This window comes from Massilia sp. ZL223, assembly GCF_018119395.1.
Lineage (GTDB): Bacteria > Pseudomonadota > Gammaproteobacteria > Burkholderiales > Burkholderiaceae_D > Telluria.
Genome location: NZ_JAGPWD010000001.1, coordinates 125968 through 146389, shown reverse-complemented (window position 1 = coordinate 146389; position 20422 = coordinate 125968). Strand labels below are relative to the sequence as shown.

16 protein-coding genes are annotated in these 20422 nt (G+C 63.7%); 11 read left to right on the top strand and 5 right to left on the bottom strand.

Features of this window, described 5'->3' with window-relative positions:
- The first annotated feature begins 68 nt into the window (after positions 1–68).
- From hemH to KBW95_RS00605, 6 genes are all read left to right on the top strand, one after another.
- Entirely contained in the window at positions 69–1172 is a 1104-nt protein-coding gene (gene hemH / locus KBW95_RS00630; RefSeq protein ID WP_211527249.1) for a ferrochelatase, read from the top strand.
- A gap of 398 nt (positions 1173–1570) precedes the next feature.
- Complete coding sequence (grpE, locus tag KBW95_RS00625; RefSeq protein ID WP_211523587.1) at positions 1571–2131, top strand: nucleotide exchange factor GrpE; 561 nt, start codon at positions 1571–1573, stop codon at positions 2129–2131.
- A gap of 111 nt (positions 2132–2242) precedes the next feature.
- Positions 2243–4186 carry a molecular chaperone DnaK gene (gene dnaK, locus KBW95_RS00620; RefSeq protein WP_211523586.1) on the top strand — a complete coding sequence of 648 codons (1944 nt, stop codon included), beginning with the start codon at positions 2243–2245 and terminating at the stop codon, positions 4184–4186.
- Between the two features lie 119 nt (positions 4187–4305).
- Complete coding sequence (gene dnaJ / locus KBW95_RS00615) at positions 4306–5427, top strand: molecular chaperone DnaJ (RefSeq protein ID WP_211523585.1); 1122 nt, start codon at positions 4306–4308, stop codon at positions 5425–5427.
- A gap of 185 nt (positions 5428–5612) precedes the next feature.
- The gene (gene can / locus KBW95_RS00610; RefSeq protein WP_211523584.1) at positions 5613–6287 is read left to right on the top strand and encodes a carbonate dehydratase; all 675 of its coding nucleotides are present in this window, start codon (positions 5613–5615) and stop codon (positions 6285–6287) included.
- Positions 6284–6637, top strand: coding sequence for a nucleotide pyrophosphohydrolase (locus tag KBW95_RS00605; RefSeq protein WP_211523583.1), 354 nt, complete (start codon positions 6284–6286; stop codon positions 6635–6637). The genes can and KBW95_RS00605 overlap by 4 nt, the downstream gene beginning before the upstream one ends.
- A 170-nt stretch (positions 6638–6807) precedes the next feature.
- Here KBW95_RS00605 and gabD read toward each other — a convergent pair whose 3' ends face one another.
- Both gabD and KBW95_RS00595 read right to left on the bottom strand, forming a co-directional pair.
- Positions 6808–8262 carry an NADP-dependent succinate-semialdehyde dehydrogenase gene (gabD, locus tag KBW95_RS00600; protein WP_211523582.1) on the bottom strand — a complete coding sequence of 485 codons (1455 nt, stop codon included), beginning with the start codon at positions 8260–8262 and terminating at the stop codon, positions 6808–6810.
- Positions 8263–8344: 82 nt separating this feature from the next.
- Positions 8345–9661 carry an amidohydrolase gene (locus KBW95_RS00595; protein ID WP_211523581.1) on the bottom strand — a complete coding sequence of 439 codons (1317 nt, stop codon included), beginning with the start codon at positions 9659–9661 and terminating at the stop codon, positions 8345–8347.
- 164 nt (positions 9662–9825) lie between these two features.
- Here KBW95_RS00595 and KBW95_RS00590 point away from each other — a divergent pair, with 164 nt between their 5' ends.
- From KBW95_RS00590 to KBW95_RS00575, 4 genes are all read left to right on the top strand, one after another.
- A complete protein-coding gene (locus KBW95_RS00590) occupies positions 9826–11181 on the top strand; it encodes a S41 family peptidase (RefSeq protein ID WP_211527248.1) in 1356 nt (451 codons plus the stop codon).
- A gap of 331 nt (positions 11182–11512) precedes the next feature.
- Positions 11513–12283, top strand: coding sequence for a gamma-glutamyl-gamma-aminobutyrate hydrolase family protein (locus tag KBW95_RS00585; RefSeq protein ID WP_211523579.1), 771 nt, complete (start codon positions 11513–11515; stop codon positions 12281–12283).
- Between the two features lie 140 nt (positions 12284–12423).
- Positions 12424–13794, top strand: coding sequence for a glutamine synthetase family protein (locus tag KBW95_RS00580; protein ID WP_211523578.1), 1371 nt, complete (start codon positions 12424–12426; stop codon positions 13792–13794).
- A gap of 32 nt (positions 13795–13826) precedes the next feature.
- Positions 13827–15275: an aspartate aminotransferase family protein gene (locus KBW95_RS00575; RefSeq protein ID WP_211523577.1), complete on the top strand. Its 1449-nt coding sequence runs from the start codon at positions 13827–13829 to the stop codon at positions 15273–15275.
- 96 nt (positions 15276–15371) lie between these two features.
- On the opposite strand, the gene KBW95_RS00570 is transcribed toward KBW95_RS00575, so the two are convergent.
- A complete protein-coding gene (locus KBW95_RS00570; RefSeq protein ID WP_211527247.1) occupies positions 15372–16823 on the bottom strand; it encodes a sodium:solute symporter family protein in 1452 nt (483 codons plus the stop codon).
- A gap of 142 nt (positions 16824–16965) precedes the next feature.
- On the opposite strand from KBW95_RS00570, the gene KBW95_RS00565 reads away from it, so the two are divergent.
- Positions 16966–18450 carry an aldehyde dehydrogenase gene (locus KBW95_RS00565; RefSeq protein ID WP_211527246.1) on the top strand — a complete coding sequence of 495 codons (1485 nt, stop codon included), beginning with the start codon at positions 16966–16968 and terminating at the stop codon, positions 18448–18450.
- A 120-nt stretch (positions 18451–18570) separates the two neighbouring features.
- Here the strand turns inward: KBW95_RS00565 and KBW95_RS00560 are convergent.
- Both KBW95_RS00560 and KBW95_RS00555 read right to left on the bottom strand, forming a co-directional pair.
- Positions 18571–19928, bottom strand: a protein-coding gene (locus tag KBW95_RS00560) for an IS3 family transposase (protein ID WP_373888733.1) whose coding sequence is annotated in 2 segments (ribosomal slippage) — positions 18571–19457 and positions 19457–19928 — 1359 coding nt in all. Because the reading frame shifts where the segments join, the coding sequence is not laid out codon by codon here.
- A gap of 83 nt (positions 19929–20011) precedes the next feature.
- Complete coding sequence (locus tag KBW95_RS00555; RefSeq protein WP_211523574.1) at positions 20012–20287, bottom strand: hypothetical protein; 276 nt, start codon at positions 20285–20287, stop codon at positions 20012–20014.
- Positions 20288–20422 lie beyond the last annotated feature (135 nt).

The following is a 20422-nucleotide window of genomic DNA, read 5'->3' as shown; positions in this document are numbered from 1 at the left end:
GCACGCGCTGTCCGCCGCACGGGACCCCCACTTATAATAGAGGGCGTCCCGTCACCCACCCTTCATACATGCCATTTCGCAAAGAACCGCCTCACGCCCACGGCACCGTGCCGCAGCATGCCGTCGTCCTGGTCAACCTCGGCACACCCGACGAGCCCACTCGCAAGGCCGTGCGCCGCTACCTGAAGCAGTTCCTGTCCGACCCGCGCGTGGTGGAGATCCCGAGCCGCGTCTGGTGGTTCATCCTGCACCTGTTCATCCTGCCTTTCCGCTCCGGCAAATCGGCCGCCAAGTACCGCACCATCTGGACCCGCGAGGGTTCGCCCCTGAAGGTCCACACCGCGAAGCAGGCGGCGCTGCTGCAGGACATGCTGAAGGAACGCGGCCACGAGGGCGTGAAGGTGGCGATGGCGATGCGCTATGGCTCGCCGTCGGTCAATGAGGTGCTCGATCGCCTCAAGGAAGAGGGCTGCGACCGCATCGTGGTCCTGCCCGCCTACCCCCAGTATTCCGGCACCACCACCGCCTCGATCTGGGACGCCGTCTACCAGCACTATGCGCGCGTGCGCAACGTGCCCGAGCTGCGCCTGGTGAAGCACTACCACGACCACGAGGGCTATATCAACGCCCTGGCCGAAAGCGTGCAGGGCCACTGGGACAACCACGGCCGCGGCCAGAAACTGGTGATGAGCTTCCACGGCGTGCCCAAGCGCACCCTGCTGCTGGGCGACCCGTATTTCTGCGAATGCCAGAAGACCGCGCGCCTGCTGGCCGAGGCCCTGGGCATCGGGCCGGAAGACTACCTGGTGACTTTCCAGTCGCGCTTCGGCAAGGCCGAATGGCTGCAGCCCTATACCGCCCCCACCGTGCAGCAGCTGGCGCGCGAAGGCGTGGAGCGCATCGACGTGATCTGCCCGGGCTTCACCAGCGACTGCCTGGAGACGCTGGAAGAGATCAACATGGAAGTCCGTCACGATTTCGAGGCCGCGGGCGGCAAGGATTACCACTACATCCCCTGCCTCAACACCTCGCCGGCCTGGATCAAGGGCCTGGCCGAGATCGCCGAACAGCACCTGATCGGCTGGCCGACCATCCTCACCCCGGCCCAGAGCGCCAGCCAGCGGCGCGACGCCCAGGTCGGCGCCCAGCACGCGGCCCAGCTCGGCGCTTAGGCGGACAGGGTAGCCGTTCTGCTAAAATGGCCGGTTTGTCAGGGCGTCGCGCCGATGCCGACGTAGCACAGCCAGGCCATCACCGCCAGGGTGTACAGCACGACGGCGCTGCTGATCAGGTGTAATCGCATGATGTCTGCTCCCGGATCGCTTGCCTCGACAGTGGCAAGCTTGTCGAGAAGCTTATAACTTCTCGTTGGGAAATGAATCACGAAAATAGTAAATACTGTAACAATTGTTATCTGAAGTGGACTGATCGTCTGGAGCGGGCCTGCCGGACCATGACATTTCCTCAATTCCCCTTGAAATTGTAGGAGATCGCCCCATCTGGGGGCCTGTACATTCAAGCAGGAAGCTTTCCTGTCTCAGCCAAGTCCTTGATTCTAGGAGTTTTTTCGATGCAAGACCAAGAAAACAAAGAGGTGACGAACCAGCCGGAAGCCGAGGCGCCCGCAGCCGAGGCTGCCGCTCCCCAGGCCGCTGCTGCCGCACCGGGCGAGCCGGGCCTCGAAGAACAGCTGAGCGCGACCGAAGCCAAGCTGGCCGAGATGCACGACGCCTTCATGCGCGCCAAGGCCGACGCGGAAAACATCCGCCGCCGCGCCCAGGAAGATGTGAGCAAAGCGCATAAATTTGCCATCGAAAGCTTCGCCGAGGCCATGGTGCCGGTGCGCGACAGCCTGGAAATGGCGCTGAAGGTCGAGACCCAGACCGTGGAAGCGATCCGCGAAGGCGTCGAGATGACCCTCAAGCAGCTCACCGCGGCCTTCGAGAAGAACCGCCTGATCGAAGTCATGCCGCAGCCGGGCGAAAAGCTCGACCCGAACAAGCACCAGGCCGTGGCCGTGGTGCCGTCGGAGCAGGAAGCGAATACCGTGGTTGCAGTGCTGCAGAAAGGCTACATGATCGCCGACCGCCTGCTGCGTCCCGCCATCGTCACCGCAGCAGCACCGAAATAAGCGCGAAATAAGGAAAAAACGCAGCGTGCAGCGAGTTAACCACTTGAAAGCACGCGCTTTTTCCCAATATTGAATTCATCCGAAATCATCCAAATATAAAAGGAATACATCATGGGCAGAATCATTGGTATCGACCTGGGAACCACCAACTCCTGCGTCGCGATCATGGAAAACGGCCAGCCGAAGGTGATTGAGAACGCCGAAGGCGCGCGCACTACTCCTTCGATCATCGCCTATCAGGAAGATGGTGAAATCCTCGTGGGCGCGCCGGCGAAACGCCAGGCTGTCACCAACCCGAAGAACACCCTGTTCGCGGTGAAGCGCCTGATCGGCCGCAAGTTCCAGGAAAAGGAAGTCCAGAAAGACATCGCGCTGATGCCTTACCAGATCATGCAAGCCGATAACGGCGACGCATGGGTCGGCGTGCGCGACAAGAAGCTGGCGCCGCCGCAGATCTCGGCGGAAGTGCTGCGCAAGATGAAGAAGACCGCCGAGGACTACCTGGGCGAAGAAGTCACCGAAGCCGTGATCACCGTGCCGGCTTACTTCAACGACTCGCAGCGCCAGGCGACCAAGGACGCCGGCCGCATCGCGGGCCTGGACGTCAAGCGCATCATCAACGAGCCGACCGCGGCCGCGCTGGCTTTCGGCCTGGACAAGACCGACAAGGGCGACCGCAAGATCGCCGTGTATGACCTCGGCGGCGGCACCTTCGACGTGTCGATCATCGAGATCGCCGACGTCGAAGGCGAGAAGCAGTTCGAAGTGCTGTCGACCAACGGCGACACCTTCCTGGGCGGCGAAGACTTCGACCAGCGCATCATCGACTACATCATCGACGAGTTCAAGAAGATCAACGGCCTCGACCTGTCCAAGGACCCGATCGCCCTGCAGCGCATCAAGGCCTCGGCCGAGCGCGCCAAGATCGAGCTGTCGTCCTCGCAGCAGACCGAGATCAACGAGCCGTACATCGCCATGGCGAACGGCGCGCCGGTCCACCTGAACCTGAAGATCACCCGCGCCAAGCTGGAAGCCCTGGTCGAGGAACTGATCGCCAAGACCATCGAGCCGTGCCGCATCGCGATCAAGGATGCGGGCGTCAAGGTCTCGGACATCGACGACATCATCCTGGTCGGCGGCATGACCCGCATGCCGAAGGTGCAGGAGAAGGTCAAGGAGTTCTTCGGCAAGGACCCGCGCAAGGACGTCAACCCGGACGAAGCCGTCGCTGTCGGCGCCGCGATCCAGGGCTCGGTCCTGTCGGGCGAGCGCAAGGACCTGCTGCTGCTGGACGTGACCCCGCTGTCGCTCGGCATCGAAACCCTGGGCGGCGTGATGACCAAGATGATCCACAAGAACACCACGATCCCGACCAAGTTCTCGCAGGTGTTCTCGACCGCCGACGACAACCAGCCGGCCGTGACCATCAAGGTCTACCAGGGCGAGCGTGAAATCGCAGCGGGCAACAAGGGCCTGGGCGAATTCAACCTCGAAGGCATCCCGCCGGCGCCGCGCGGCACCCCGCAGATCGAAGTGACCTTCGACATCGACGCCAACGGCATCCTGCACGTGGGCGCGAAGGACAAGGCCACCGGCAAGGAAAACAAGATCACCATCAAGGCCAACTCGGGCCTGTCGGAAGAAGAAATCCAGAAGATGGTGAAGGACGCCGAGCTGAACGCGGAAGAGGACAAGAAGGTCAAGGAAATGGCCGAAGCCCGCAACCAGGGCGACGCGCTGGTCCACTCGACCAAGAAGTCCCTGACCGAATACGGCGACAAGCTGGAAGCCGGCGAGAAGGAAAAGATCGAAGCGGCGATCGCCGACCTGGAAGGCGCGATCAAGAGCGGCGACAAGGCGGACATCGACGCCAAGACCGCAGCCCTGTCGACCGCGGCCCAGAAGCTCGGCGAGAAGATGTACGCCGACATGCAGGCGCAGCAGGCAGGCGCCCAGGGCGCGGCCGGCGGCCAGCAGCCTGGCGGCGAATCGTCGGCCAAGCAGGACGACGACGTGGTCGATGCCGACTTCAAGGAAGTGAAGGACGCCAAGTAAGACCAGCGGACGGGGCTCTCGCCCCGTTCCGTACGGGACCGAGCCGATGACCACATGGTTCCCGGCTCGGTTTTTTTGCATAGATCGTTCCGTTTTAGATAAACAGCAAGGTGCCGACAATGGCAAAGCGTGATTTTTACGAGATCCTCGGGGTCGCCAAGACTGCGTCGGAAGACGACATCAAGAAGGCTTATCGCAAGCTGGCGATGAAGTACCACCCCGACCGCAATCCTGACAACAAGGAAGCGGAGGAGAAGTTCAAGGAGGTGAAGGAAGCCTATGAGATGCTGACCAACGCGGAGAAACGCGAGGCTTACGACCGCTTCGGTCATGCCGGCGTGGATCCGAACAGCGGCATGGGCGGAGGTTTCGGCGCGGGCGGCTTCGGCGACGCGTTCGGCGACATCTTCGGCGACATCTTCGGTGGCGGCCGCGGCCGCAGCGCGGGTCCGCAGGTCTACCGCGGCGCCGATTTGCGCTACAACCTCGAGATCACGCTGGAACAGGCGGCGCACGGCTTCGACACCACCATCCGCGTGCCGAGCTGGGACAAGTGCGACACCTGCCACGGCAGCGGCGCCAAGCCGGGCACCCAGCCCGTCACCTGCTCGACCTGCGCCGGCCACGGCCAGGTGCGCATGCAGCAGGGCTTCTTCAGCATCCAGCAGACCTGCCCGAAGTGCCACGGCAGCGGCAAGATCATCCCGGAACCCTGCGCGGCCTGCGCCGGCGCCGGACGCATCAAGCGCAACAAGACCCTGGAAGTGAAGATCCCGGCCGGTATCGACAACGGCATGCGCATCCGCTCCTCGGGCAACGGCGAACCGGGCACCAACGGCGGGCCGCCGGGCGACCTGTACGTGGAGATCCACATCAAGCCGCACCAGGTGTTCCAGCGCGAAGGCGACGACCTGCACTGCGAGATGCCGATCTCGTTCTCGAAGGCCGCCCTGGGCGGCGAGATCGAGGTGCCGACCCTGACCGGCAAGGTCTCGTTCACGGTGCCCGAAGGCACCCAGACCGGCAAGACCTTCCGCCTGAAAGGCAAGGGCATCAAGGGCGTGCGTTCGGGCTACACGGGCGACCTGTTCTGCCACGTGGTGGTCGAGACCCCGGTCAAGCTGACCGACAAACAGAAGGACCTGCTGCGCGAATTCGACCGCCTCACCAACGAGGGCGGCGCGAAGCATAGCCCGCAGAGCAAGGGCTGGATGGACAAGGTCAAGGACTTCTTTGAGTAAGCAGGTCCTGCACCGGAAAACGCTGAGCGGCGCGAGCCCTCGGCGTTTTTTTCGGCCCTATGGATGGCAACAGTTCAACACTGTTACACTTCGTGTATTTTCCGAAGAATTATTCTAGAGCCGGCGTGGCGAGCCACGGCCCGGCCGCGTCCCTACGGGACGGCAACACACGACAAGGAGCGAAGATGGAAAACAAGAGCAAGGGCGTGACCGCCGAAGACCTGTTCGCGCGCAACCGCGCCTGGGCTGCCTCGATGGTGGCCGAGGACCCGAACTTCTTCAAGGCGCTGTCCGAGCAGCAGGCCCCGGAATACCTGTGGATCGGCTGTTCCGACAGCCGCGTGCCGGCCAATGAACTGCTGGGCATGGCGCCGGGCGAGCTCTTCGTCCACCGCAACATCGCCAACGTGGTGGTGCACTCGGACCTGAACTGCTTGAGCGTGCTGCAGTTCGCGATCGACGTGCTGAAGGTGAAGCACGTCATCATCTGCGGCCACTACGGCTGCTCGGGCGTGCATGCCGCGCTGACCGGCGGCCGCGTGGGCCTGGCCGACAACTGGCTGGGCCATGTGCGCGACGTGCGCGAGAAGCACGGCAAGTACCTGGGCGCCGTCACCGGCCGCGCCGCGACCAACCGCCTGGTGGAGCTGAACGTGGCCGAGCAGGTGATCAACGTGGCCCAGACCACGATCGTGCGCGACGCCTGGGACCGCGGCCAACCGCTGACCATCCACAGCTGGGTCTACGGCGTGCATGACGGCCTGCTGCGCGACCTGGGCATCACCATCAGCAGCCAGGAAGAAATCGCGCCGAAGCTCGAGCGCGTGCTGAACGGCTACGTGGAGAAGGACGCGGCGTGAGCGAGCTGCATCAGTTGCGCGCTCTCGTGCGCGAGTTCGTGGACGAGCGCGACTGGGACCAGTTCCATACGCCCAAGAACCTGGCTTCCGCCCTGACGGTGGAGGCGGCCGAGCTGCTGGAGCATTTCCAGTGGCTCCAGCATGGGCGTCTTGAGGAGCTGGGGCAGGAGAAACTGGCCGAGGTGAAGCACGAGATGGCCGATGTGCTGGTCTACCTGGTGCGCATCGCCGACAAGCTCGATGTCGACCTGTTCGCGGCGGTGCAGGAAAAGATGGTGCTGAATCGCGAGAAGTATCCCGCCGAGCAGGTGAGGGGGGATGCGAGGAAGTATTACGAGTACAAGAAGTAAACGTAAGCAGAGCGCGCGTGTGTTTTACCCGCACCCTCAAGACCGTCGTTCCGGCGCAGGCCGGAACCTAAGCTCGTTGCGTACCACTTACATTTAACGCTAGCGGCAGCACGAGCAAACTTGGGTTCCGGCCTTCGCCGGAACGGCGGGTTGAGGGTGCTGGCTAAGGGTTATACGCCACCCATGCAGATATACTTCACGATCAGGTAATCGTCCATCCCATAGGTCGACCCTTCCCGCCCCAGCCCCGACTGCTTGACCCCGCCAAACGGCGCCACCTCGGTCGAGATCAGCCCGGTATTCACCCCCACCATCCCCGTTTCGATCGCCTCGGCCACGCGCCACACGCGCCCGATGTCGCGCGCGTAGAAGTAGGACGCCAGCCCGAACTCGGTGGCATTGGCCAGCGCGATCACATCTTCTTCCGTCTTGAAGCGGAACAGCGGCGCCACCGGCCCGAAGGTTTCCTCGCTGGCGACCAGCATGTCCGAGGTGACCTCGGTCAGCACGGTCGGCTGGAAGAAGCTGTGCCCCAGCGCGTGGCGCTTGCCGCCCGCCAGCAGCTTCGCCCCTTTGCCGAGCGCATCCTCGATGTGCTGCTCGACCTTGCGCACCGCCTTTTCCTCGATCAGCGGGCCCTGGTTGACGCCCTCCTCGACGCCGTTGCCGACCTTGAGCTTGCCCACGGCCGCCACCAGCTTGCGCGCGAATTCGTCGTACACGCCGTCCTGCACGTAGATGCGGTTGGCGCACACGCAGGTCTGGCCGGCGTTGCGGTACTTGGAGGCGATCGCGCCTTCGACCGCCGCGTCGATGTCGGCGTCGTCGAAGACGATGAAGGAGGCGTTGCCGCCCAGTTCCAGCGAAAGCTTCTTGATCGTCGGCGCGCACTGCTCCATCAGCAGGCGGCCGACGGCGGTCGAGCCGGTGAAACTCAGTTTGCGCACCAGCGGGTTGGCCGTCATCTCGCCGCCGATGGCCTTTGCTTCGCCGATCACGACGCTGAACACGCCTTTCGGCACGCCGGCGCGCTCGGCCAGCACGGCCAGGGCCAGCGCGGAATAGGGCGTCAGTTCGGCGGGCTTCAGCACGATGGGGCAGCCGGCCGCCAGCGCCGGGCCGACCTTGCGGGTGATCATCGCGGCCGGGAAGTTCCAGGGCGTGATCGCGGCGCATACGCCGATCGGCTCCTTGGTCACGACGATGCGGCGGTCCGGCCAGGGCGAAGCAAGGGTCTCGCCGGCGATGCGCTTGGCCTCTTCGCCGAACCACTCGAAGAAGGAAGCGGCGTAGGTGACTTCGCCCTTGGCCTCCGCCAGCGGCTTGCCCTGTTCGGCCGTCATCAGGAGCGCCAGGTCGTCGGCATTGGCCAGCATCAGGTCGGACCAGGCGCGCAGGATGGCAGCGCGTTCCTTGGCGGTCTTCTTGCGCCACGCCGGCCAGGCGGCATTGGCGGCCTCGATGGCGCGGCGGGTCTCGCCCGCGCCCATGTGCGGCACGGTGCCGAGCTGCTCGCCGGTGGCGGGGTTCACGACCGGGAAGGTGGCGCCATTGTCGGCGCCGACCCAGGCGCCATCGATATAGGCCTGCTGGCGCAGCAGGGAAGGATCTTTCAGGTTCAGCATGGAGTTCCTCGTGCGTGTGGCTTCGTCAGGAATCCATCATGGTAGACCTTTTCGACAACACGCGCCGCGAGGCCCCTGCGTGCTACTTGCGCATCAGGTCCTGCAGCGCCACCACGGTGGCCTCGACGCCCGTCTTCACGCTGGGGCCCGGCAAGACCTTGAACAGCGGGCTGTGGTGGCTCGGCAGCTTCAGCTTGCCCGCCTTGGCCGCGGCGATGTCTTCCGGCGCGGTGCCGCCGACCGTGAAGTAGACGCTCGGGATGTACGGATCGGTGACGAACTGGGGGAAGTCTTCCGACCCCATCCCCTCGCGGAATTCCTCGTCGCCGATGGCGTCCGGACCGATGTCGCGCTTCCAGGCCGCGCTCAGTCGGCGCACCAGGTCGGCGTTGTTGAGCACCGGCGGGGTCGGATGGTCGACCAGCTTCACTTCCGGCAGCTCGTTCTCCGCCATGCCGGCGGCGCGCGCCGTGTTCTCGGCCATGCGCTTGATCGCGTCGAGCAGCAGCTTGCGCGTGGCCGCGCTTTCGCTGCGCACGGTCAGCTGGAGCCTGGCGTTGTCGCCGATGATGTTGGCCTTGGTGCCGCCGTGGAAGGAACCGACCGTGATCAGGCCGGGTTCGCGCGGGCTCAGTTCGCGGCTGACGATGGTCTGCAGGCCGACCACGATCATCGAGCCGAGCACGATCGGGTCCTTGCCGCGGTGCGGGCTGGCGCCGTGCGCGCCCACGCCCTTGATCAGGATCTCGACCGTGTCGGCGCCGGAATAGGGCGAGACTTCCGAGGCGAGCACCTTGCCGCTCGCCATGTCGGCCTTGACGTGGAAGCCGAGCGCGTAGTCGGGCTTGCCGAAGCGCTTGTACAGGCCGTCCTGCATCATCGCCAGCGCACCGCCGATGCGCTCCTCGGCCGGCTGGCCGATCAGCATCAGGGTGCCGGACCACTTGTCCTTTTCGGCCGCCATGCGGCGCGCCGTGCCCACCAGGCTGGTCATGTGCACGTCGTGCCCGCAGGAGTGCGCGACCGGCACCACGTTCCCCTCCATGTCCTTCTGCCTGGCGGTGGAGGCGTTCGGCAGGCCGGACTTCTCCTGCATCGGCAAGCCGTCCATGTCGGCGCGCATCATCACCAGCGGGCCGCGGCCGTTCTTCAGGATCGCCACCACGCCGGTCCCGCCGACTTTCTCGGTGACCTCGAAACCGGCCGCGCGCAATTCCTGAGCCAGGCGCGCGGCGGTCTTCACTTCCAGGAATGAGAGTTCCGGATTGCGGTGAAAATGGTCGAACAGCGCGCCAAGGTGCTTGTCGTAGTCGCCGGAGATGGCCTTGGCGAGCTCGGATGCGGAAGCGGACGTGAAGATCGAGGCGCAGAGCAGGGTGGTCAACAGGGTCTTTTTCATGGGCGGGGACAGTGGTGGGAAGGGATGGGTTGCCGTCGGGTCATCCCATGGTAGTGCAAAACATGCAGCCTGTTCCGCAAAATTGACCGCCTGTCGCATGCCGCGCGCGCGCCGCATTCGCCGTTCGTAGAATAACGATCACACCAACAAGCATGGAGCACCGCATGAGATCCCGCATCATCCTGGTCACTATCCTCGCTGCCCTGGGCGGCAGCGCTTTCGCCCAGGGCGCCACGCCCCGGGAGGAACTCGATGCCAGGCTGTTCGATTCCCCCGCCCTGGCCACGCCTTACCGCGAGAACCTGAGCGAGGACGAGAAACTGGCCGGCCTGGCCAAGTTCTGGTCCGAGGTGAAGTACAACTTCGTTTATGTCGACAAGCTCAAGGAACTGGACTGGGACCGCCTCTACCTCGAGACCATTCCCAAGGTGCGCGCCACCACCTCGACGCTTGAGTACTATCGCGTGTTGTCCGAGCTGTGCGCCAGGCTGCAGGACGGTCACACCAATGTCTACCCGGGGCCGGAACTGCGCAAGCTGACGATGGCGCGCCCGATGTTCACGACCTACCTCATCGAAGGCAAGGTACTGGTGCGCGAGGTCTTCGATCCGGCCCTGGCAGCCAAGGGTGTCCGGCCCGGCGTCGAAGTGGTCGCGGTGAACGGCGAGCCCTCGCTGGCCTACGCGCAGCGCGAACTGGTCCCCGTCATCAGCGCCTCCACCCCGCAAGACATGGAACGCCGCGCCTACGGCTTCAACTTCCTGGCGGGAGCCTTGAAGGACGTCCCGCGCGTGAGCTTCCGCACCGCCGCCGGCAAGAGTTTCGACCTGGAGACGCCGCGCGTGGAGATCGAGACTTTCATCAAGGCGGCGTATGGACGCGAGCCTTTCGAGCTGCGCATGCTGCCGGGGAACGTGGCCTATGTGGCGCTGAACAGCTTCGGCGACGACCGCGCCGCGGATGCTTACATGGCGGCCTTCGAGCGCATCGCCAAGGCCTCGGCGCTGGTGATCGATGTGCGCAACAACGGCGGCGGCAATTCGTCCGTCGGCTACCGCGTGCTGGCCACCCTGGTGGACAAGCCCTTCGCCACCAGCGCCTGGTCGACCCGCCAGTACCTGCCCAGCTACCGCGCCTGGAAGAAGCCGATGCCGGACTTCGAGAAACCGGCCAACACCTGGGAGCCGGACGGCAAGCGCCATTTCACCGGCCCGGTGGTGGTGCTGACTTCCGGCGCCACCTATTCGGCGGCCGAGGATTTCGCAGTGGCCTTCGACGCGATGAAGCGCGGCACGATCGTCGGCGAAGCGACCGGCGGCAGCACGGGCCAGCCGCTGTTCGTCTCCCTGCCGGGTGGCGGCACGGCGCGCATCTGCACCAAGGCCGACACCTATCCGGACGGCACGCGCTGGGTGGGCAAGGGCATCCAGCCCACCGTGGCGGTGAAGCAGACCCTGGCCGACCTGCGCCGCGGCCGCGATACCGTGCTGGAAGCGGCGCTGGCGAAACTGCGGAAATAATACCGCCAGGACACTGTAGGGTGGACGGCTCCGCCGTCCACGCGGTGATAGACGCAGGCTCCGGATTCGTGCCGGATGATCTTGCTTCCAACTATCACCGCGTGGACGGGGGACCCGTCCACCCTACGACTATTCCACGCATTGCCCTGCCTAACCGTGTTGGCACCCCGGTCGAGTTACCGTTAAGCTTTTGTTATTGGAACGAAGTTCCACGGCAGATCGGCAGAGAAGCACCCATTCCGCGGTTTGTTGATCTGGCTCAACAGCACCTCGCGTTCGGGCCCAAATGCTCGTATGATGGACTCGTGCGCTTCACCACAAGGTAGAGACCATGCGCCCCCTCGTCATCGTTCCAGCGTGCACGCGTGATTTCGGCGAACATCCGTACCACGCCGCCCAGCACAAGTATGTCGACGCCGTCGTTCTCGGCGCCGATTGCGCCCCCATGATCCTGCCGTCGCTTGGCGCGTCGCTGGATCTGGAGACCATGTTTTCGCTGATCGACGGCATCATGCTGACCGGTTCGGCCTCCAATGTTCATCCCAGCTATTACTCGGAAGAGGTGCTCGATCCCTCGCTGCCGCAAGACCCGGCGCGCGACCAGACCACCTTGCCGCTGATCCGCGAAGCGGTGAAGCGCGGCGTGCCGATCATCGCGATCTGCCGCGGCTTCCAGGAGATGAACGTGGCCCTCGGCGGCAGCCTGCACCAGGCGGTGCAGGCGGTGCCCGGCAAGTTCGACCACCGCGAAAACCCGGAGCTGGGCATGGACGAACAGTACGGCGACGCCCACAACGTCAAGCTGTGCGAAGGCGGCATGCTGCGCGAGATCCTGGGCGTGGACGAGATTCCCGTGAACTCGCTGCACGGCCAGGGCGTGAATTCGATCGCGCCCTGCCTGACGGTGGAGGCGGTGGCCGAGGACGGCCTGGTCGAAGCCTTCACGGTGGCGGATTCGCCGGGCTTTACCCTGGCGGTCCAGTGGCACCCCGAGTGGCGCATCCAGCACAACCCGTATTCGATGAAGATGTTCGGCGCGTTCGGCGAAGCCTGCCGCATGTATCGTGAACAGCGCCTGGAACAGCAACGGAGCCGCGGATGAGGTTTCACGAACCAAGGGCTGCCGCCCGCAAGTGGGCGACCGCAGTTCCCTAGCTTCCCTGCCTACCGTATCCCTGCGCGCGGCGTATGTGCTCGCACCTTCGCCTGCGTGCCCGCATTGGAAAAGACAGTGAGGCAAACATGGCAATCCGCGAAAATTTCAGCTATACCGACATGGAAGAGTGGCTCAATGCGAAGCGAGTCACCGAAATCGAATGCCTGGTCCCCGACCTGACCGGCGTTGCGCGCGGCAAGATCCTGCCGCGCGTGAAGTTCACCGAAGACCGCGGCATGCGCATCCCTGAAGTGGTGCTGGGCATGACCGTCACCGGCAACACCCCGGAGCGCGACGACGCCTACAACCGCGCCATCGCCGCCACCGACCGCGACATGATCCTCAAGGCCGACCCCACCACCATCACCACGGTGCCGTGGGCGGTGGACCCGACCGCGCAGGTGATCCACGACTGCTACTTCGCCGACGGCAGCCTGGTCGACTTCGCTCCGCGCAGCGTGCTGCGCCGCGTGCTCAAGCTCTACGCGGAGCGCGGCTGGAAGCCGATGGTCGCACCGGAACTCGAGTTCTACCTGACCGCCAAGAACATCGACCCGGACCTGCCGCTGGCCGCGCCGGTCGGCCGCAGCGGCCGCGCCGAGACCAGCCGCCAGGTCTACAGCATCGACGCCGTCAACGAGTTCGATCCGCTGTTCGAGGACATCTACGACTACTGCGAGATGATGAACCTCGACGTCGACACCCTGATCCACGAGATCGGCGCCGGCCAGATGGAAATCAACTTCCTGCACGGCGACCCGCTCGGCCTGGCGGACAAGGTGTTCTACTTCAAGCGCACCCTGCGCGAGGCCGCGCTCAAGCACGACATGTACGCCACCTTCATGGCCAAGCCGATGGAAGGCGAACCCGGTTCGGCCATGCACGTGCACCAGAGCGTGGTGGATGCGAAAACCGGACGCAACATCTTCAGCAACGAGGACGGCACGGCCTCGAAGCTGTTCCAGCAGTACATCGGCGGCCTGCAGCGCTATATGCCGTCGGCGATGGCGATCGTCGCCCCTTACGTGAATTCCTACCGCCGCATCGTGCGCCACACGGCCGCGCCGATCAACCTGCAATGGGGCATGGACAACCGCACCGTGGGCTTCCGCGTTCCGGTGTCGGGCGCCCAGGACCGCCGCGTGGAGAACCGCGTGATCGGCGCCGACGCCAATCCCTACCTGGCGCTGGCCGTGACCCTGGCCTGCGGCTACCTGGGCATGACCGAGCAGCTCGATCCTTTGCCGATGGTCGAAGGCAGCGCCTACGACATGGCGGTCGAGCTGCCCCAGGGCCTGTCCGAAGCGATCACCCTGCTGCGCCGTGAGGAGCGATTGCGCGAGATCCTGGGCGAGCGCTTCATCGACGTCTATTCGGCGGTGAAGGACCTGGAGCACCAGGAATTCATGCGCGTCATCAGCCCGTGGGAGCGCGAGCACCTGCTGCTGCATGTCTGATACGGAAACCTTCACGATGATGGGAGTCGATCATGACAGCCAAGCTTACGGCAGCATCCCCGGTGCGCACGAGCGCAGCGGACACCTACACGGACAGCTTCGATACGGCCGCGCTGCAGCAGCTCGACGCGGCGCATTTCCTGCATCCCTTCACCGACCACGCCGCCCTGCGTGAGCGGGGCGCGCGCGTGATCGTGCGCGGCGAAGGGGTCTACCTCTGGGATTCGGAAGGCAAGAAAATCATCGACGGCATGGCCGGCCTGTGGTGCGTGAACGCCGGCTACGGCCGCGCGAGCATCGCCGAGGCGGTGCATGCGCAGATGCTGGCCCTGCCTTTCTACAACAGCTTCTTCAACACCACCAACGTGCCCGCCGTGAAGCTGGCCGCGCTGCTGGCCAGCCTGGCGCCGCCGGGCTTCCAGCACGCCTTCTTCACGACCTCCGGTTCGGAAGCCAACGACACCATCGTGCGCATGGTGCGGCGCTACTGGCAGCTGATGAACCAGCCCGAGCGCCAGGTCATCATCAGCCGCCGCAACGCCTACCACGGCAGCACCATGGCCGGCGCCTCGCTGGGCGGCATGGCGGCCATGCATGCGCAGGGCGGACTGCCGATTCCGGGCATCGTCCACATCGAGCAGCCCAGCTACGCCGCGCACGGACAAGGCATGAGCGAAGCGGGTTTCGGCCTGGTGGCGGCCAGCTGGCTGGAGGACAAGATCCTCGAGCTGGGGGCGGACAAGGTGGCCGCCTTCATCGGCGAGCCGGTGCAGGGCGCGGGCGGCGTGATCATTCCGCCGGCGACCTACTGGCCGGAGATCCAGCGCATCTGCGAGAAGTACGACATCTTGCTGGTGTCGGACGAGGTGATTTGCGGCTTCGGCCGGCTGGGCACCTGGTTCGGCTGCGAGCTGATGCAGGCCAAGCCGGACCTGATCGCCTTCGCCAAGGGCGTCACCTCGGGCTATGTGCCTTTAGGCGGGGTGCTGGTCGGCAGCCGGGTGGCGCATACCCTGATCGAAAAGGGCGGGGACTTCAACCACGGCTTCACCTATTCGGGCCATCCGGTGGCCTGCGCGGCGGCGCTGGAGAACCTGCGCATCCTGATCGAAGAGAAGCTGGTGGAGAAGGTGGCGCTGGAGACGGGGCCTCATCTCAAGGCGCGGTTTGCTTCCCTGACCTCGCATCCGCTGGTGGGAAACGCGGAGACCTGCGGGCTGGCGGCGGGGCTCAATCTCGTCAAGCGCAAGGGCGACACGGTGCATGAGTGCGAGGCGTTTCCGCCATTGAGCGCGGTGGGGATGCTGTGCCGCGGGTTCATGTTCGACAATGGCGTCATCATGCGCGCGGTGGGGGATCGGATGATCGTGGCGCCGCCCTTGTCGATCACCGTCGCGGAGATCGATGAGATGGTGGAGAAGATCAGGTATTGCCTGGATCTGACCTACGATGAGGTGAGGAAGAATGGGTGGATCGAGTAGCGTTTCTCGCTGCTCAAAGAAACTTGGGTTCCCGCGAAGGCGGGAACCCAAGTTAGTAAAAGACCCGTCACGCCCTAGAGCGTAGCGAACCCGATTTCAAACCGCCACAAGCTTCGGCTCACAATGATTCTTGAACACCTGCGGCGCCAGCGAGCCCACGAACATGCCGATAAAAGCCGCAATCAGCCCCGCCAGCTGCCCCGGGAAATGCTCGCCCCAGGTGGTGAGCTGCGGGAAGAACAGCACCCACACGATAATGCCCGCGCCGATCGACAGGATCGCCCCCTGGGTCGTCGCCCGCTTCCAGTACAGCCCCATCACCAGCGGCACGAAGGCGCCCACGAGCGTCACCTGGTAAGCGCTCGACACCAGCTCATAGATCGAGGTGCCTTCCATCGCGATCGCATAGGTCAGCACCACCGCGGCGAACACCACCACGCTGATGCGCATCGCCAGCAGCTGCTGCTTGTCGCTCATGCCCGGACGCAGGTGCTTGAGGATGTTCTCCACGAAGCTGGTCGACGGCGCCAGCAGGGTGGCGGACGAAGTGCTCTTGATCGCCGACAGCAGCGCGCCGAAGAACAGGATCTGCATCACCAGCGGCATTTTGGTCATGATGAAGGTCGGCAGCAGGCGCTGGTAGTCGTTCTTGGCGATGTCCATCGCCGAGCCGCCCATCACCACCACGGCCGCTGCCACGATGAACATCGGCACGAAGGCGAACAGGATGTAGCTGGCGCCGCCGATCACGGCGCCGGTGCGCGCGGTCGGGGCGTCCTTGGCCGACATCACGCGCTGGAACACGTCCTGCTGCGGGATCGAGCCGAACATCATGGTGATGGCCGCGCCGATGAAGAACACGACGTCGGTGAAGCTCGGCTCCGGCAGCACGCGCCACAGGTCGGCCTGCTGCGCCATCGCCAGCACCTTGTCCGAACCGCCGGCCAGGTCGGCCGCGAAGAAGGCGATGATGCTCATGCCGACGATCAGCACGATCATCTGGATGAAGTCGGTGATCGCCACCGCCAGGAAGCCGCCCACAACCACATACACCAGCACCGCCAGGGTACCGATCAGCATGCCGGTGGCCGGCGCCATGGCGCCATTGGTCAGCACCGAGAATACCAGGCCCAGCGCGGTGATCTGCGCCGCCACCCAGCCCAGGTAGCTGAGGATGATGGCCAGCGAGCAGAAGATCTCGATGCCCTTGCCGTAGCGCTGGCGGTAGTAGTCGCCGATGGTCAGCAGATTGAGTTTGTACAGCTTGGTGGCGAAGAACAGGCCGACCAGGATCAGGCAGGTGCCGGCGCCGAAGGGGTCTTCGATCACGGCGTTCAGGCCGCCCTGGACGAACTTGGCCGGCACGCCCATCACGGTCTCGGCGCCGAACCAGGTGGCGAAGGTGGTGGTAATGACCATCACCAGCGGCAGGCTGCGGCCCGCGACGGCGAAGTCGCTGGTATTCTTGATCCGTGTACCCGCCCACATCCCGAGCGCCAAGGTACCCAAGAGGTAGAGCACGACAAATGTGATCAAAGTGGTGTTCATGCGGTGTGTGCTCCGAGGGACAAAATATTATCGGGCGGAAAATCCGCGATTATAAAGGCAGAACCTGGCGATTGGATCAACTATCCCCGGATTTGTCCATGGATGTTGCTCCGCAGTTGCGTTTACTGGAAGGATGAGTGAAATGACAACAACAACCTGGCATGAACGAGCCGCGGCGCTGAACGCCGACGGCCGCGCTTTCATCGACGGCTGGCGCGTGGATGCGCGCTCCGGCCTGTGCTTCGATTCCCTGTCGCCGGTGGATGGCCGCAAGCTGGCCGAGGTGGCCCGCTGCGACGTGCTCGACGTCGACCTGGCCGTGACGGCGGCGCGCCGCGCCTTCGAGGACCGGCGCTGGGCCGGCAAGCCCCCGGCCGAGCGCAAGCGCATCCTGATCCGCTTCGCCGACCTGATGCTGGCGCACCGCGACGAACTGGCCCTGCTGGAAACCATGGACATGGGCAAGCCGATCCGCTACAGCCGCAGCGTCGACGTGCAGCTGGCCCAGAACTGCATCCGCTGGTACGGCGAGGCGACCGACAAGATCTACGACCAGGTGGCGCCTACCTCCGAGGACAGCCTGGCACTGATTCAGCGCGAGCCGGTGGGCGTGGTGGCGGCCGTGATCCCCTGGAACTACCCGATGCTGATGGCGGCCTGGAAGATCGGCCCGGCCCTGGCGGCCGGCAACAGCGTGGTGCTCAAGCCGTCCGAGAAGGCGCCGCTGTCGTCGCTGCGGCTGGCCGAGCTGGCGCTGGAGGCGGGGGTGCCGGCGGGCGTGTTCAACGTATTGCCCGGCTACGGCGACGAAGCCGGCAAGGCGCTGGCGCTGCACATGGATGTCGATTGCATCGGCTTCACCGGCTCCACCCGCGTGGGCAAGCAGATCCTGCAGATGGCGGGCCAGTCGAACCTGAAGCGCGCCTGGACCGAGTTGGGCGGCAAGTCGGCCAACATCGTCTGCGCCGACTGCCCGGACCTGGATGCCGCCGTCGAAAGCGCGATCGGCTCGATCTATTTCAACCAGGGCGAGAGCTGCAATGCGCCCTCGCGCCTGTTCGTCGAGGAATCGATTCGCGAGGCTTTCCTGGACAAGGCGCTCAAGCTGATCCCGCGCCACGCTCCCGGCGATCCGCTCGACGAGGAGACGGTGATGGGGGCGATCGTCGACCAGACCCAGATGAAGACCGTGCTCGGCTACATCGAAGAGGGCAAGTCGGCCGGCGCGCGGCTGCTGGCCGGCGGCGCCGCGGCGCGCCAGGAGAGCGGCGGTTTGTATATCGAGCCGACCCTGTTCGACGGCGTGGATGGGTCGATGCGCATTGCGCGCGAAGAGATCTTCGGGCCGGTGCTGTCGGTGCTGTCGTTCACGGACCTGGACGAGGCCATCAAGCAGGCCAACAGCACGCCTTATGGCCTGGCGGCGGCGGTGTGGACGCGCGACATGAGCAAGGCGATCCGCGCGTCCCGCGCGCTGCGGGCTGGTACGGTGCACGTGAACCAGTACGACAACGACGACATCACGGTGCCGTTCGGCGGTTACAAGCAGTCAGGGAACGGGCGCGACAAGTCGCTGCACGCGTTCGATAAATATACGGAGCTGAAGACGACCTGGATTCAGGTTTGAACCGTTAACGCATGCACGTCGTTCCGGCGGAGGCCGGAACCCAAGTTAAGCGTCTCGATAGCTCAAGCAAACTTGGGCCCCGGCCTTGAACTGACCCCAATTTGTTGGACAGTTGATGAGCTATGCCTTGGAGGCTTGGATCCTGAATTGAACAGGACTCAATCCGCCAAGGCTGAGTTTGATACGCTCATGATTATAGTAGTGGATGTACTCGCCCAGGCCTTTCTGTAACTGTTCGATGCTGGCAAATTTGTTCAGATAGAAGAACTCCGACTTCAAGGTTCCAAAGAAGCTTTCCATCGCAGCGTTGTCATGGCAGTTACCTTTACGTGACATGCTTTGAGTTAATTTTCGCTTACTGAGCATCTGTTGGTAAGCCGGCATTCGGTAATGCCAGCCTTGATCCGAATGCAACAACGGCCTGTCGCACTTCCTGAGCTTGGCCATCGCTAGCGTCAGCATGCTGGTCACCAGTTCGAACATGGGACGACGCGCCGTTTCGAACGCGACAATTTCGCCATTGAATAAATCCATGACGGTAGACAGGTAGAGCTTTTCGCCTGCCACTTTGAATTCGGTGACATCGGTAACCCACTTCTCATTCGCCTTTTCAGCAGTGAATTGACGGTCCAGGACATTGGGGGCGGCCTGCCCGGTTTCACCTTTGTACGACTGATACTTCTTCACTTTGACCAGCGACTTGAGGCCAAGCTCTCCCATCAGCCGTTGAACCGTTTTGTGGTTCACGACGTGCCCAGCCTGCCGAAGCGCTGCCGTCACACGCCGATAACCATAGCGCGCCTTGTGCTGTTCGAACACTGCCTTGATACACTTTTTCAGGTCGTCATACTTGTCACCGCCCTGTTGCGCTTTGACCTGGTAGTGGAAAGTACTTTTGGATAAGCCCGCTATTTCGAGAAGTCCGGACAGTGGAAACTGCTGCCTCAGCTCAAGTACTACTTGCGCTTTTTCGGCGCGTTCGAGTTCTTCTTTGCTTGAACCAAGGCTTCGACTTTTTTTAGGTAGGCATTCTCCATCCGCAGGTACTCAAGCTCCTTGAGCAAGTCCTCGCGTGAGCGCTTATCGTCGTCGACAGACGGATCGGGTTTGGAAGTTGGAGCTCGCATAACAGTGGAAGGCAATCCTCGGGGCCGGTCTAACGCTTGTACACCGCCATCTTGGTAGCGGCGCTCCCATGCCGCGATCGAAGAGATATTCCGAACGTTGAACACTGCGGCAACTTGCGTATGTGAGAGGGCATTGTCCCACATGTGCTGGAGCACCGAGAGCTTGAAATCCACGCTGTAGCAGCCTGACTTGCGCGTCAGACCTGCTACGCCATGAGTCCGATACCACAACACCCACCGTCGCAGCATCGTTTTCTCGACACCGCATTCTCTGGCCAGCCTTTCGTAGCCGTCAGTACCCTGGAGGTAACGCTCAACCACAGCCAGTTTGAATTGTTCCGTGTGCTTCATAAAACCCCGAAATGTTGGAGTCCAACTTTTCGGGGTCAGTTCACCTTCGCCGGGGCGACTGTCTTGTGGCTAACTGAGAACTTTTAGGAGCCGGCTTTCTTGCTCATCTGGCCCATGCACATCTGCGGCGCGGCACCGGTAATCGCCGCAGCGCCCGCCATCGCCTTCTGGCCACAGCACTTGCAAGGCATCGGCTTGCCATCCGCCCCCATCTTCTCCTTGCAGCAATCCATCCCGGCATGGTTCTTCATCGCGTCGGTCATGGCGGTGTTCTGCGTCCCCATCTGGGCGCAGCCTGCCAGCAGGCCTGTCGCCATGAGCGCGGCCAGCGTGTGTTTGGTAGGTGCAAATGTGAACATGGTGGTCTCCTCGTCGAACTACCGGCAACTGTAGCAGGAAGTCCTCGCAAAGTCTCCGCTCGAAAAAAAATGCCAGTCAATCGCTGACTGGCATTTTTCTTATGCCGCCCGGATCATCCAGGCGGTAGGTGCGCC

Bases quoted from the DNA above. Each gene is read 5' to 3' on its own strand.
- hemH (WP_211527249.1), top strand. From the start codon at position 69: ATGCCATTTCGCAAAGAACCGCCTCACGCCCACGGCACCGTGCCGCAG.
- grpE (WP_211523587.1), top strand. From the start codon at position 1,571: ATGCAAGACCAAGAAAACAAAGAGGTGACGAACCAGCCGGAAGCCGAG.
- dnaK (WP_211523586.1), top strand. From the start codon at position 2,243: ATGGGCAGAATCATTGGTATCGACCTGGGAACCACCAACTCCTGCGTC.
- dnaJ (WP_211523585.1), top strand. From the start codon at position 4,306: ATGGCAAAGCGTGATTTTTACGAGATCCTCGGGGTCGCCAAGACTGCG.
- can (WP_211523584.1), top strand. From the start codon at position 5,613: ATGGAAAACAAGAGCAAGGGCGTGACCGCCGAAGACCTGTTCGCGCGC.
- gabD (WP_211523582.1), bottom strand. From the start codon at position 8,262: ATGCTGAACCTGAAAGATCCTTCCCTGCTGCGCCAGCAGGCCTATATC.
- KBW95_RS00595 (WP_211523581.1), bottom strand. From the start codon at position 9,661: ATGAAAAAGACCCTGTTGACCACCCTGCTCTGCGCCTCGATCTTCACG.
- KBW95_RS00590 (WP_211527248.1), top strand. From the start codon at position 9,826: ATGAGATCCCGCATCATCCTGGTCACTATCCTCGCTGCCCTGGGCGGC.
- KBW95_RS00585 (WP_211523579.1), top strand. From the start codon at position 11,513: ATGCGCCCCCTCGTCATCGTTCCAGCGTGCACGCGTGATTTCGGCGAA.
- KBW95_RS00580 (WP_211523578.1), top strand. From the start codon at position 12,424: ATGGCAATCCGCGAAAATTTCAGCTATACCGACATGGAAGAGTGGCTC.
- KBW95_RS00575 (WP_211523577.1), top strand. From the start codon at position 13,827: ATGACAGCCAAGCTTACGGCAGCATCCCCGGTGCGCACGAGCGCAGCG.
- KBW95_RS00570 (WP_211527247.1), bottom strand. From the start codon at position 16,823: ATGAACACCACTTTGATCACATTTGTCGTGCTCTACCTCTTGGGTACC.
- KBW95_RS00565 (WP_211527246.1), top strand. From the start codon at position 16,966: ATGACAACAACAACCTGGCATGAACGAGCCGCGGCGCTGAACGCCGAC.
- KBW95_RS00555 (WP_211523574.1), bottom strand. From the start codon at position 20,287: ATGTTCACATTTGCACCTACCAAACACACGCTGGCCGCGCTCATGGCG.